The organism is Vagococcus zengguangii (assembly GCF_005145005.1).
Classification (GTDB): Bacteria; Bacillota; Bacilli; order Lactobacillales; family Vagococcaceae; genus Vagococcus_A; species Vagococcus_A zengguangii.
In genome coordinates this window covers 1,581,939-1,596,016 of sequence record NZ_CP039712.1, presented here as the reverse complement: position 1 = coordinate 1,596,016, position 14,078 = coordinate 1,581,939, and the positions used below count along the sequence as shown (strand labels likewise).

10 protein-coding genes and 1 pseudogene are annotated in these 14,078 nt (G+C 37.2%); 8 read left to right on the top strand and 3 right to left on the bottom strand.

Annotated features, from left to right (window positions below; translation table 11 throughout):
- Nucleotides 1-10 precede the first annotated feature (10 nt).
- On the bottom strand, nucleotides 11-175 hold the full coding sequence (locus FA707_RS10475) for a hypothetical protein (RefSeq protein WP_154299918.1): 165 nt from the start codon (nucleotides 173-175) through the stop codon (nucleotides 11-13).
- A 100-nt stretch (nucleotides 176-275) separates the two neighbouring features.
- Nucleotides 276-2,009 carry a putative basic amino acid antiporter YfcC gene (yfcC, locus tag FA707_RS07540; RefSeq protein WP_136953647.1) on the bottom strand — a complete coding sequence of 578 codons (1,734 nt, stop codon included), beginning with the start codon at nucleotides 2,007-2,009 and terminating at the stop codon, nucleotides 276-278.
- 240 nt (nucleotides 2,010-2,249) lie between these two features.
- Between yfcC and FA707_RS07535 the strand changes: the two genes are divergently transcribed.
- The 4 genes from FA707_RS07535 to FA707_RS07520 all read left to right on the top strand — a co-directional run bounded on the left by FA707_RS07535 (nucleotide 2,250) and on the right by FA707_RS07520 (nucleotide 6,192).
- Entirely contained in the window at nucleotides 2,250-2,633 is a 384-nt protein-coding gene (locus tag FA707_RS07535) for a DUF1149 family protein (RefSeq protein ID WP_136953646.1), read from the top strand.
- A gap of 83 nt (nucleotides 2,634-2,716) precedes the next feature.
- Complete coding sequence (locus tag FA707_RS07530; protein WP_136953645.1) at nucleotides 2,717-3,445, top strand: metallophosphoesterase family protein; 729 nt, start codon at nucleotides 2,717-2,719, stop codon at nucleotides 3,443-3,445.
- A gap of 49 nt (nucleotides 3,446-3,494) precedes the next feature.
- Nucleotides 3,495-5,669, top strand: a complete 2,175-nt coding sequence (locus tag FA707_RS07525; RefSeq protein WP_136953644.1) for a Tex family protein — start codon at nucleotides 3,495-3,497, stop codon at nucleotides 5,667-5,669.
- Nucleotides 5,670-5,673: 4 nt separating this feature from the next.
- The gene (locus tag FA707_RS07520; RefSeq protein ID WP_136953643.1) at nucleotides 5,674-6,192 is read left to right on the top strand and encodes a SprT family protein; all 519 of its coding nucleotides are present in this window, start codon (nucleotides 5,674-5,676) and stop codon (nucleotides 6,190-6,192) included.
- A 15-nt stretch (nucleotides 6,193-6,207) separates the two neighbouring features.
- On the opposite strand, the gene FA707_RS07515 is transcribed toward FA707_RS07520, so the two are convergent.
- A complete protein-coding gene (locus FA707_RS07515) occupies nucleotides 6,208-6,837 on the bottom strand; it encodes an NAD(P)H-binding protein (protein WP_136953642.1) in 630 nt (209 codons plus the stop codon).
- A 235-nt stretch (nucleotides 6,838-7,072) separates the two neighbouring features.
- Between FA707_RS07515 and nifJ the strand changes: the two are divergent.
- The 4 genes and pseudogenes from nifJ to glmM form a co-directional block, all read left to right on the top strand.
- A pseudogene (nifJ, locus tag FA707_RS07510) lies at nucleotides 7,073-10,621 on the top strand (pyruvate:ferredoxin (flavodoxin) oxidoreductase); the annotation flags it as partial.
- Nucleotides 10,622-10,782: 161 nt separating this feature from the next.
- Nucleotides 10,783-11,661, top strand: coding sequence for a diadenylate cyclase CdaA (gene cdaA, locus FA707_RS07505; RefSeq protein ID WP_136953640.1), 879 nt, complete (start codon nucleotides 10,783-10,785; stop codon nucleotides 11,659-11,661).
- The gene (locus FA707_RS07500; protein ID WP_136953639.1) at nucleotides 11,662-12,636 is read left to right on the top strand and encodes a CdaR family protein; all 975 of its coding nucleotides are present in this window, start codon (nucleotides 11,662-11,664) and stop codon (nucleotides 12,634-12,636) included.
- Between the two features lie 36 nt (nucleotides 12,637-12,672).
- Nucleotides 12,673-14,031 carry a phosphoglucosamine mutase gene (gene glmM, locus FA707_RS07495; protein WP_136953638.1) on the top strand — a complete coding sequence of 453 codons (1,359 nt, stop codon included), beginning with the start codon at nucleotides 12,673-12,675 and terminating at the stop codon, nucleotides 14,029-14,031.
- The last annotated feature ends 47 nt before the right edge of the window (nucleotides 14,032-14,078 follow it).

The following is a 14,078-nucleotide window of genomic DNA, read 5'->3' as shown; positions in this document are numbered from 1 at the left end:
ACAATTTTTATTAGTTGTCAGAACGATCGTTAACTTTTTTCATGTCACTCAATGAAATTAAGAATAGTAGAACAGCACCACCGATTAAGTAATAATTTTTGCTAAATACTCCAGAAATTAGTAGAACGATACTTGAAAAAATACCAACGTAAGTAATAATTTTTAATGCTTTCATTGTAGCCCTCCATCATTGTTTGTCTATATTTTACGATAAAAAAGCTCCCATTAATAGTAAAAAAGAGCTGAAACCTAAGTTTCAGCTCAAAATGTTCTAATTATTGTAAACCAATCATTATCGCAATGGCAATAAAAATACAACCTAGTACGAATAAGAATGCTTGCATTTTAATTTGGAATTTAGCCCATTTAGCCCAATCGATATGTGCTACACCAAGTACCCCGATTAAACTTGCTGAAACGGGTGTGAAGGCATCCATGAAGCCGGCACCTAATTGGTAAGCTAAGACAGCAATCTGTCTTGGGATATTTAGTAAGTCAGCTAAAGGTGCCATAATTGGCATTGTTAATGCCGCTTGTCCAGAGTTTGACGTTACCACTAAGTTGAATAAACTTTGGAAAATATACATGAACCAAGCACCAAGTAAAGCTGGTAAACCAGATAATGCTGAACCAATTGAATGTAAGACTGTATTTAAAGCTGAGTATTGAGCAGCATCAGAACCACCTAATACTAATAAGATACCTTTAGCCATCCCTACAACAATTGCAGTTCCAGCTAAATCAGCAGCACCATTTTGGAAACTTTTCGCGATATCGTTAATTCCCATACCGTCAAGTTTGAAAATGACACCAGTGATACCTGCTACTAATCCCATAACAAAGAATTGAGAAGCGATTTCTGGAATGTAGTAACCTTTTTGCGTTACGCCCCAGATGATCCAAACTAATACGACTAACATTTCTACTAGGACTAATTTATGCCCTAATAAGAAAGGTTTTTGTTCATCAGAAGTTTTTTGAATTTGATCACGGAAATGTTGATCTGATTCATAAGTTTCTGAAGCTAATGGATTTTTACGGATTTTTTCAGCGTAAATCATCATGTACGCTGCGGCAGCTCCTGTAATCACCACCCACATAATTAAACGGAAAGTTGCACCTGAAAGAACGGGTACACCTGCGATACCTTGGGCAACTGCCACACTAAATGGACTCATCCAAGAAGCAGCATTCCCGACTTGTGACGCGACATAGGTCACGGTTACGGCAACAATGGAGTTATAACCTAAGGCAATAACAAACGGAACCATTACCATAGAGAATGGGATAACTTCTTCAGCCATTCCGAAAGTTGCGCCACCAAATGAAAAGGCAAAGAATAATAATGGTAAAGCGAATTTTTCCAAACCTTTTGTTTTACTAATGAAGGCATAAATACCAGCATCGATTGCACCAGTTCGCATGATAATACCAAAGGCACCACCTACGACTAGGATCAATGCAGCAATTCCGACAGCTGATCCATATTTATCACCAGATACTAAACCTTCGAAAACGAAGTTTAGGAAACCAAAACCACCGAAGTCATCTGTTCCCCATAATTTAGCTGTTTTGTGTAATTTTTTTGACGTATCATAAATATCTTTACCGTATAAGTCATACAGTGTATCATCTGTTAAGTTTGCTTCATCTAAAGCAGATTGTGAAATGTTTTCTGGACCTTCAGCGATTAACGCTTCAACGTCCGCCTGAGCTACACCGATTTCTTCCAATTTAGTTTCATCGTTAACTAAATCTTCTAATTTATCGATAACTACATTGCCATCTAAGTTGTATTGATAGCGGAATGAATCTTGGTCTAAGACCGTTTTTGTTGCAATTTCGCCATTAGCATCTTTGTATTCAATATCAGTTGTATTGAATTTTCCGGCCGGTACTAAGAATGTTAGCAACCATGCGAAGACAACAACACCAAAGATAATGACGTAAGTATGAGGCGTTTTAATCTTAGTCAAATCTTTTTTCTTCTTCAAGTTTGTTTCCGACATATAATTTCTCCTTTATAATATGATATAAATTCAATGAATATTATAGCACATGAATAAATATAATTCTTTGAAAAATTTCATCTAAATAGAATTGTTAACGTATTTTTGATTGTACCATGTATTTTTTGGGATAAATCTGAGAATATAAGACACGGATGATATTATTTAGAAACAATATGTTATAATAAAACAAAAAGTGATTGATCGATACATTATCGGTGAATAAGTAGGAGGAAGACAATGGAATTAGTAAGACATAAAGCATTTGTAGAAGCTTTTCATTACGATGCAATCAAAGAAGAAACTGGTGAAAATGAAATTAAAGTTGATGTTACACCACTAGAAGTCAATGAAGAAGCAGATTTTGATTCAGATAATAACAGTGTTCTAGGGGTACGTGTTATCTATAAAATTCTTTTCCCAGATTTTGCTTTAACAGGTGCTGTCCGTCAATTAGTAGAAGTTCACGGTCGTAAAATAACAAAATCTGAAGAATTAACTAAGGAAGAAGTAAACGAATTAATTAAACCATTGTTCCGCATGATTGAGCGATTAACGGAAGAAGTAACTGAAATTGCATTAGATATTCCAGGTGTAAAATTAAACTTCCAAAGAGAAGACTAATAGAGTGAGTAAATGAGGGGGAGGCGATTAGGTCTGCCTCTTTTTGTATAACTTTTGTATAAAAATAATAAGTAGGTGAGATAATGAAGTCGATTTATGCTATTGGAGATATTCATGGAGATATCACTATGTTTCACCGTGCGTTAGCGGATTATGATTTTTCAAGTCATCAACTCGTATTATTAGGAGATTTGTTAGATCGTGGTAGTTACAGCAAGGAGTGTTTGTTGTTGGGGCAACAGTTAGTTAAGAAGCAACAAGCTATATATTTAAAAGGAAATCATGAAGATTTATTGTTGCGATTTATTGAAGATCCGATTGAGCGTTATCCTAATTATTTATTAAATGGTGGGAAAGCAACGATTGAAAGTTTACTTCATCCAGGCGCCTGTGAAGAGTATTCAGCAGTTGAAATTGCTAGTATGATTCGTCATCATTATAAAGAATTGTTAGCTTTTTTAGGGGAATTACCACTTTATTATGAATGGGGGCCGTATGTTTTTGTGCATGCAGGGGTTGATTTAACGAAAGAAAATTTGCAACAGACTAGTGCCCGTGATTTCGTTTGGATACGTGAACCATTCCATCAGCTACCTAACCAGACGGGTAAAACAATTGTGTTTGGCCATACCCCGACTCCTAATTTATATGGTGATAATCAAACAACTAAGTTATGGCAAGTTGACCATAAAATCGGAATGGATGGTGGGGGCATCTACGGCGGTAGCGTACATGCAGTTATTTTTGATGAGCGGGGAATTGTCCAAGACCAGGAATTTTTTCAAGGGGAAGTTTGGCAACCTGAAGGCTAACTTGTGATATGATAAATAGGAAACAAATGAAGTAAAGGACGTGACAAATTTGGATGAAAAAGAACAACGCGTGCTTTCGATTGTAACGAAAGAATTAACGCAATATCGACCTAATCAAATAAAAAAAGTATTGGAATTACTAGCAGAAGGTAACACGGTACCGTTTATTGCACGTTATCGTAAAGAAGTAACCGGCAGTCTAGATGAAGTGATGATTCGTGAAATTGAAGAACGTCATCAATATATTACTAACTTAGAAAAACGCCGCGAAGAAGTGGAGCGTCTAATTGCTGAACAAGATAAATTAACGCCAGAATTGTCTAAAGCAATAAAGGCGGCCACAACTATGCAAAAGTTAGAAGATATTTACCGACCATATAAACAAAAACGTCGTACAAAAGCTACGATTGCAAAAGAAAAAGGTTTAGAACCATTTGCTAACTGGTTATTAACATTTCCAACTGGTTCAGTTGAAGTGGAAGCGCAAAAATATTTAAGCGACGAATATGAACTGATTACTGTTGAAGACGTTTATAGTGGCGCTCATGAAATTTTGGCTGAAACGTTTAGTGACGAAGCAAAATTCCGTGAATGGTTGCGTGAATTTGCGGTGAAAAAAGGTGTAATGGTCAGCACTGAAAAAGATGCCTCAAAAGATGAAAAAGGCATTTTTGAGATGTACTACGACTATCAAGAAGCAGTTAAAACGCTAGTATCTCATCGTATTTTAGCAATGAACCGTGGAGAAAAAGAAGGTATTTTAAAAGTTGAGTTAGTCTTACCAGAAGACGAAGTGATGCAGTATTTTGAACGTCAATTAATTGGTAAACATACGCAAAGTACAGCTACTGACTTGATTCGTACTGCTTATCAAGATAGCTACAAACGTTTTATCAAGCCAGCAATTGAGCGCGAAATTCGCGGGGACTTAACTGAAAAAGCCGACGAGCAAGCGATTAATATTTTTGGGGAAAATTTGCGTAATTTATTATTACAGTCACCTTTAAAAGGTAAAGTGGTGATGGGCTTTGACCCTGCCTATCGTACAGGTTGTAAACTAGCCGTTGTTGATGCGACAGGTAAAGTGTTAGCTATCAGCGTAATCTATCCTCATAAACCAGCACCTGCCGCCAAGCAAGCGCAAGCCGGTACACAATTTAAAGAATTAATTGAAAAATATCAAGTTGAAATGGTGGCGATTGGTAACGGAACAGCAAGTCGTGAGTCTGAGCTATTTGTTGCCGAGCAATTACGTGACATCAAACGTAATGTTTATTACGTGATTGTTAACGAAGCTGGGGCATCTGTTTACTCAGCTAGTAGCGTTGCCCGTGAAGAATTCCCTGACTTACAAGTTGAAGAACGTAGCGCGGTTAGCATTGCGCGTCGTTTGCAAGATCCATTAGCAGAACTTGTAAAAATTGATCCAAAAGCCGTTGGGGTTGGTCAATATCAACATGATGTCTCTCAAAAACGTTTAGCCGAACAATTAGACTTTGTCGTTGAAACAGCAGTGAACCAAGTCGGAGTGAATGCGAATACGGCTAGTTCTGAGTTGTTACAACACGTAGCCGGTTTAAATAAAACAACTGCGCAAAACTTTGTGAAATATCGTGACGAACAAGGCGTCTTTACTGATCGTAAGCAATTTAAAAAAGTGCCACGTTTAGGGCCAAAAGCCTTTGAACAAGCGGTTGGCTTCTTACGTATTGTTGGTGGTAAAAACGTCCTAGATAATACCGGTATTCACCCAGAAAGTTATCAAGCTACAGAAACGTTATTAAAAGAGTTAGCAATTAATTTAGCTGATTTGGGCACAGATGAAAGTAAGCAAAAACTAGACAACATCGTTTTATCTGACATGGCGACGAAATTAGCCGTTGGGGAAGAAACACTTAAAGATATCATTGAAGCGTTAAAACAACCTGGCCGAGATATGCGTGACGCAATGCCAGCGCCATTACTACGCAAAGATGTCTTAACTATGGAAGATTTAAAAGTTGGAATGGAGTTAGAAGGAACCGTTCGTAATGTGGTAGATTTTGGTGCGTTCGTTGATATCGGAGTGAAGCAAGATGGTTTAGTTCATATTTCTAAATTAAGTAATAAGTTTGTGAAGCATCCAACCGATGTGGTAGCAGTAGGTGATATCGTTACCGTTTGGATTGAAGAGGTAGATTTAACGAAACATCGTGTTGCTTTAAGTATGATTGGACCTAAATAAAAAGATGTTGGCAAAAGATCGAGAGTTTTTTACGGCACTGTTTGAAGGGAAGCCACCGTTAACAGATGCTAATTTACAAAGTTGGATTGAAGTGATTTCATCTCGATGTTTTAAGCGTCCGTTTACACATCAAGCTAAGGTCAATCGAAGGCTAAAAACGACAGGTGGGCGTTATCATTTAACGAATCACCATATCGATATTAATCCGTTAGTATATGAAAAATATGGTTGGTCGGAACTAGTGGATGTGATCTTACATGAATTGTGTCATTATCATTTACATTTAACAGGATGTGGTTATCAACACCGTGATGCTGATTTTAAACAACTTTTACAAGCGGTTGGAGGGAGTCGTTATGTTAAACCTTTAGCTGAACATAACTATCGTTATCAATATCAGTGTCAAACCTGTCATCAAATTTATCAACGTCAAAAAAGACTCGACACCAACCGATATCGTTGTCATTGTCGTGGTCAGTTGCATTTAATTGAGCAAAATAAAGAAAACCTGCGAGAAAAATAGCTCGCAGGTTTTTTGTTATTTTGTATAAAGCGACACACGTTGTTGAGTACTAGGGGGGCTCTTAATAAGTTCGATAATTCCTAATGCATAATCAGGATAACTAATAAAGCTTTGTCCTTTTTCATTAGTCGTTAAGATGTCACCAGCTAGCTCAAAGTTGCCTGTTTTGACACCAAAAGCTTGAAAATCATCTGCTGGACTGACGTAAAGCCATTCTACATCATGAACGGTTCGCAAAAAGTCTAACCCGTTAGCCATACTTTGTGCAAGTGGTTTGTAACTTTCTGGAAAAACAGATAGATCCATTAAGCGCTGTTGACGAGTTTCATCTAGATAGAGGCTACCCGCGCCTCCAACAATAATTAACCGAACAGCTGTATCTTTAAGAATCGTTGTTAAATGAACCAGTGATGTTTCGTGCTTAATTAAATCTTCTGGTGCCCAAAAACCTGCAGCGTCGATAACAACATCAAACGGTTGAAGATCCTCTGCGGTCAAATCAAATAAGTCTTTTTTAAGAACATTAGGTGCATGGGTATGGTTCTCATTTCTAACAATAGCCGTTACATCAAAGTGATTATCAACGGCTTCATTCGTGATAAGTTGTCCAATTTTTCCATTTGCGGCAATAACAGCAATTTTCATAATGTATTCCTCCTATTATTTAAAGGGGTTATTTATAAACGATTTTAACATAAAAATTAAAAAAACAGGGATATTTTGAATTTTAGGGATAATAAGTTAATTTTCTTTATCATTCAGGATTAAGAGTTAATTAACACTTTGTTAAAAAGTGAATATACTCTTTAAAAAAACATAGAAAGAGTATATAATAACTTAGGTAGTTTTTTCACAAAGATGAAAAAAGGAGAACAAGTCAATGCGTAAATTTAAGACAATGGACGGTAACACAGCGGCAGCGCATATTGCGTATGCTTTCACAGAAATTGCCGCAATTTATCCGATTACCCCTAGTTCAACGATGGCTGAAGTCACTGATGAATGGTCAGTTCAAGGGAAGAGGAACTTATTTAATCGTCCTGTTAATGTTATCGAAATGCAATCAGAAGCCGGAGCAGCAGGAGTTGTTCATGGCTCATTAAAAACAGGTGCGTTAACCACCACCTATACAGCTTCACAAGGTTTATTATTGATGATTCCTAATATGTACAAAATTGCTGGTGAGTTATTGCCAACGGTCTTTCATGTCGCATCACGTGCTGTTGCAACAAATGCTTTAAGTATTTTCGGAGATCACGGAGATGTGATGGCTGCTCGTCAAACAGGTTTTGTGATGTTGGCCGAAAGTAGTGTTCAAGAAGTAATGGACTTAGCGGCTGTTGCACATTTGGCAACGATAGAAGCGAGCTTGCCGTTTTTAAGTTTTTTTGATGGCTTCAGAACGAGTCATGAATTACAAAAAATTGAAGTGCTAGATTATGAAGCGTTACGTCCCTTACTCAATGAAGAGAAGTTAGCTGAATTTCGCAAGCGTAGCTTAAATCCGAATCAGCCACATGTGAGTGGGACGAATCAAAATCCGGATATTCACTTCCAACAGCGTGAGACAATTAACAGCTATTACGAAGCAGTACCGGGTATTGTTCAACATTATATGCAAAAAATTAATGCGTTACGTGGTACAGAATATGATTTAGTTACGTATTATGGAGCGGAAGATGCCACGGAAGTGATTGTTTCAATGGGAAGTGTGGCGTCAACTGTTCGTCAAACCGTTGATCATTTAAATGCTCAAGGGCATAAAGTGGGGCATTTGAATATCCATTTATACCGTCCGTTTCCAACTGAAGTTTTCTTAAATAAATTACCGAAAACGGTAGAAAAAATTGCGGTGTTAGACCGTACAAAAGAACCAGGGGCAAATGGTGAGCCGTTATTATTAGATGTGCAAAGCGCCCTTTATGATAGTGAGTTGTCACCGGTTATTACGGGTGGACGTTATGGTTTGGGTTCAAAAAATACAACACCGAGTCATATTTTAGCTGTTTATCGCCATCTAATGAAGCCAAAAAGCGAATTGAAACGTCGTTTTACAATTGGTATTACTGACGATGTGACATTTTTATCATTGCCGGTTGAAGAGGAACTTAACCTAATACCTCAAACAACGTATCAAGCGAAGTTTTGGGGCTTTGGTTCAGATGGCACAGTGGGTGCTAATCATTCAACAATCAAAATTGTAGGGGATCAGACCGAGCAATTTGTTCAGGGTTACTTTGATTACGACTCGAAAAAATCAGGCGGTTTAACCGTGTCACATTTACGTTTTAGTCCGGAACCGATTGAGGCAACTTATTTAGTTGATGAAGCTGATTTTGTAGGTTGTCACCATGCCTCTTATGTCAAAAAATACGATTTAATTGATTCTTTAAAAGATAACGGTATTTTCCTATTGAATGCTAGTTGGTCAAATGACACCTTAAAAACTATTTTACCTTACAAAATGCGTCAGAAGATGCTTGAAAAAAATATCCGTTTTTATGTCGTGGACGCCGCTCAAATTGCCTTAAAAGTAGGGGTGCCAGGTCGCATCAACACTATCATGCAACGTGCTTTCTTTGAGTTAGCTGGTATTATCGAGCCTAGCATAGCACAAGAACAGATGACTGCTGACATTAGTCGACGTTTTGCTAAGAAATCACAAGAAATTGTCGATAAAAATATCGAGGCAATGAGTTTAACGGTAGATAGTTTACGCGAAATTAAATTAGATGAGTCATGGTTAGACGCTAAAGGACGTTTAACTGACACTAAAGTTAAGCGACCAGAATTTGTATTTAAAATAGTGGACCCGATTGCTCGTCAAGAAGGAGATAAATTAACGGTCGCTGATTTGAAAAATCAAAACATGACAGATGGCCGTATTCCAAGTGGGATGGCTGCTTATGAAAAACGGGGCATCGCGTTAGAAGTACCTGAATGGAATGTCGACCGTTGTACAATGTGTAACGAATGTGCCTTTGTTTGTCCACATGCGGCGATTCGTCCGTTTTTAGTTGATGAAAGCGAACAAAGTGAAGCACCTGAAGGATTCCTGACGCGTGAAATGCGAGGAGCGGATGGTTTAATGTATCGCATTCAAGTGTCCCTTGAAGACTGTACCGGTTGTGGATTATGTGTGGAAGCTTGCCCAGCAAAAGGCAAGGCATTAGAGATGAAACCTTACGATGAGATGAAAGAACAAGCGATTAACTGGGCCTTTGCGATGACGTTAAAAACTAAAGACAATCCGTTTAAAACAACAAGTGTTCGTGGCTCTCAATTTCAACAACCGTTAATCGAGTTTTCGGGTGCCTGTTCCGGTTGTGGTGAAACACCTTATCTGAAATTATTAACGCAATTGTATGGTGACCGTTTAATGATGGCTAATGCAACAGGTTGTTCCTCTATCTTTGGAGCCTCTGCTTCAACAACACCTTATACAACCAATCACTTAGGTCAAGGGCCAGCATGGTCCAATTCATTATTTGAAGATAATGCAGAGTTTGGTTATGGTATGTATTTAGCTAATCGTTCACGTCGAGAGGAATTAGCGTTAATCGTTAAAACGATTTTGAAAGAAGAAGACTTGCCAGAAGAGATTACCGAAATGCTGAATGATTGGCTAGCGCATTTTAATGATAGTGAAGGCACACAGCAACGTGCACAAAAAGTGAAAGCGATGGTTGAAAGTGAGCAAATTCGTTATCCCGCTTTGGCTAAAATTTTAGAGAAATGGGACTTATTAGTGAAACCGAGTCACTGGATGATTGGTGGCGATGGTTGGGCGTATGATATCGGTTTTGGCGGGATTGACCATATTTTATCAAGTGGTGAAGATGTTAATATACTGGTGATGGATAATGAAGTCTATTCCAATACTGGCGGTCAAAAATCAAAAGCGACGCCAAGTGCAGCCATTGCGAAATTTGCAGCTGATGGTAAACGGAGTGTTAAAAAAGATTTAGGTGTGATTGCCATGAGTTATGGTAATGTCTACGTCGCACAAATTGCTTCAGGCGCTAATCAAATGCAGACGATTAAGGCAATTGAAGAAGCGGAAAAATTCCCAGGCCCCTCTTTGATTATTGCCTATACTCCATGTATTGCACACGGAATTAGTGGTGGTATCACGTTACAGCAAACGAAAGATGCCGTTAATTCTGGATACTGGTCATTATATCGCTATAATCCAGTATTAGAAGAGAAAGGGAAAAATCCGATGACGTTAGACTTTAAGAAGCCTGATTTTAGTCAAATGAAGGATTTCTTATTAAGCGAAACGCGCTTTTCTGCTTTAAATAAGGTAGACCCTGACATTTCGGATGAATTATACAATAAGACAATTGAAGATGCGAAGAAACGATTTTATCGTTATGCCCGCATTGCAGGTCAAGAAGAAAAAATCCGTCAGAAACTTGAAAACAAATAATTCATACTAACAAAGCCGTCTGAAAATATTCAGGCGGTTTTGTGTTTTTTTAAGCGAGATGAAAGAAAGAATTTTTTGTGAAAAGTCAGGCAATAACGGTCATATTTTCACTATTTATGGTATACTAATTAACAGAAAAGAAAGGAGAATATAAGTAAATGGTTGAGTTTTTATTTTTATCAACGCTTGAAAATATGAAAGATATTCTCTCACAGTACCTTTTTTCTAAAAATTTCATTATTAGTGCCATTGATATTGCGGTGGTTTGGTATTTTATTTATAAACTACTTCAAATCATTCGAGGGACTAAAGCGATTCAGGTAATTAAAGGAATTGTGGTTATCATTTTGATTCGTGTCCTTAGTGGCATCTTAGGATTAAACACTGTTGAATGGGTGATGAGTCAAGTGATTACTTATGGTGTAATCGCAACGATTATCATTTTCCAACCAGAAGTCCGAAGAGGATTAGAACATTTAGGACGAGGCGCAATATTTTCTAGGAAAAAGCTAGTAAATGAGATGGACAGCCAAGAGATGATTCAACAATTTAATCAAGCAATTAAGTATATGTCAAAACGTAAAATTGGCGCATTAATTACGATTCAAAAGCAAACAGGTTTAGATGATTATATAGAAACAGGTATTCCACTAAACTCTGAAATATCTGGGGAATTATTAATTAATATTTTTATTCCAAACACACCACTTCATGATGGTGCAGTAATTATTAAAGATAATAAAATTGCGGTAGCCTGTGCTTATTTGCCACTTTCTGAAAATGATGCTATCCCGAAAGAATTTGGAACACGACATCGGGCCGCTATTGGGGTGAGCGAAGTTTCGGATGCCGTTACGGTGGTTGTTTCAGAAGAAACGGGAGATGTCAGTATCACTAGAAATGGCCGTTTACATGCACATTTAACAGAAGAAGAGTACATGGCTATATTAACTGAAGAGTTAGTGATAGCAGATGATGAAACATCAGAAAATATCGTTAAAATGATTGTTGATTTATTCAAAAAGGAGGGTAAATAAATGAAAGATTTTACCTCCAGTAAATGGTTCATGGTGCTAGTTTCATTTGGATTGGCGTTATTATTATTTTTTAACGCTAACTCTAATAGTACGTTCTTTAATAATGACAGTGGCTCAAGCAATCAACCTAATTTTTCAGTTATTGCTGAAGAAGTGCCTGTATCAGTAAAGTATGATGCCAACGAGTATTTTATTTCTGATTTCAAAGAAAAAATGTCAGTTGTCTTAAAAAGTTCCAATCGAATTTTATTAGATACTGAACTAAATAGTGAAACGAGACATTTTGTTTTAGAAGCTGATTTAAGTGGTTATAAAGAAGGAAAACATAAAGTAGATATTAAAGTCTTGAATCTGCCTTCAGGAGTGACAGCAACGCTTGAGTCACCACAAATTAGTTTTGATTTAGAAAAACGTGTTAGTCAGTCATTTAATGTCCATCCTAAATTAAATGACAATTTATTTAAAAATGGTTATACTTTAGAAGGCATCAATCTGTCACCTAGCCAAGTGACGGTTACAACGGGCGAAAAGACAATGAAGAATATTGATGATGTCATTGTTTCTGTTGAACAGGATAAAGAGATTGTTTCGGATTTTGAAAAAGAGTATGATGTATATGCGATTGACAAAGAAGGTAATATTCTAACAGCAATTGTCGATCCAGCCAAAGTAAACGTTCGAATTGATGTCAGTACACCTTCAAAATCAGTACCTGTTAAAATTAAACAGTCAGGGAAGATTCCTGAAGGTATCAAGGAATATACGTTTACCAGTCCAGTTCAAAATGTCGAAATCATAGGGTCACGTGATGTGATTGATGAAATTGAAGCAGTCGAAGTACTTGTGGATACATCAACAATCAAAGAAACAAAAACTGGCGATTATAAAATTGAAAAAATCAATAATGTTACGACAAATCCTGAGACGATTAGTGTAACGATTACGCCAAAATTAGTGGAAAAACCAAAAAAATAAAATAGTTTGATAAATTATAAGGATAGGGTGTCAATAATGGGTAAATATTTTGGAACAGATGGTGTTAGAGGAATCGCAAATCAAGAGTTAACACCAGAATTAGCATTTAAATTAGGTCGTTGTGGAGGTTACGTATTAGTTCAGCACCATAGCGATGAAACAACACGTCCGAAAGTTTTAGTGGCACGTGATACACGTATTTCAGGTGAAATGCTAGAACAAGCTTTAATGGCTGGTTTAATGTCAGTTGGAATTGAAGTTTATCAATTAGGTGTGGTATCTACACCAGCAGTTGCGTATTTAACACGTTTACAAAAAGCCGATGCCGGTGTAATGATTTCGGCTTCGCACAATCCAGCTCAAGATAACGGGATCAAATTTTTTGGTCCAGATGGTTTCAAATTGGCTGACGAAGAAGAATTAGAAATTGAAGCGTTATTGGATCAAGAAGTAGATACATTACCTCGTCCAGCTGCGGAAGGTTTAGGGACATTGGAAGAATTCCCAGAAGGTTTAATCAAGTACGCACAATTCTTAACAAAATCAATCGATGGTGATTTAGAAGGGGTGACTGTCTGTCTAGACGCAGCAAATGGGGCAACATCACCTTTAGTCAATCGTGTGTTTGCTGATTTAGAAACTGAATTCTTTACAATGGGAACAAGTCCTAATGGTTTAAATATCAACGATGGTGTGGGTTCAACTCATCCAGAAAAATTAGCAGCATTTGTCGTTGAAAAAGGTGCCGATGTTGGTTTAGCCTTTGATGGTGATGGTGACCGCGTGATTGCTGTCGATGAATTAGGAAATATCGTTGACGGTGACCAAATCATGTATATCTGTGGGAAATACATGAAAGAAAAAGGTGAATTAAAAGATAATACCATCGTGTCAACTGTTATGAGTAACTTAGGTTTCCATTTAGCGGTTGAAGAAGCTGGAATGACGGCTTTAACAACGCAAGTAGGTGACCGTTATGTGGTTGAAGAAATGCGTAAAAACAACTATAACTTCGGTGGTGAACAATCTGGACATATCGTGTTTTTAGATTACAACACTACAGGTGATGGTATGTTATCAGGTATTCAATTACTACATGTCATGAAAGAAACTGGTAAAAAATTATCAGAACTAGCATCAGAATTTACCATTTATCCTCAAAAATTAGTGAACATTCGTGTAACTAATAAAGAAGAAGCCTTAAATAACGAATTAATCAACAAAGTGATTGAAGAAGTTGAAGTAGAAATGGACGGAAATGGTCGTGTCTTAGTTAGACCTTCAGGAACAGAACCGTTACTACGTGTGATGGCAGAAGCTCCTTCAATTGAAAAAGTTGAGTACTATGTTAATAAAATTGCTGACGTTGTGAAATTAGAAGTTGGCGTTGAATAATTTGTAAGAATAAAGAGGAGGATGAAACTTAGGTTTCACCCTCCTTA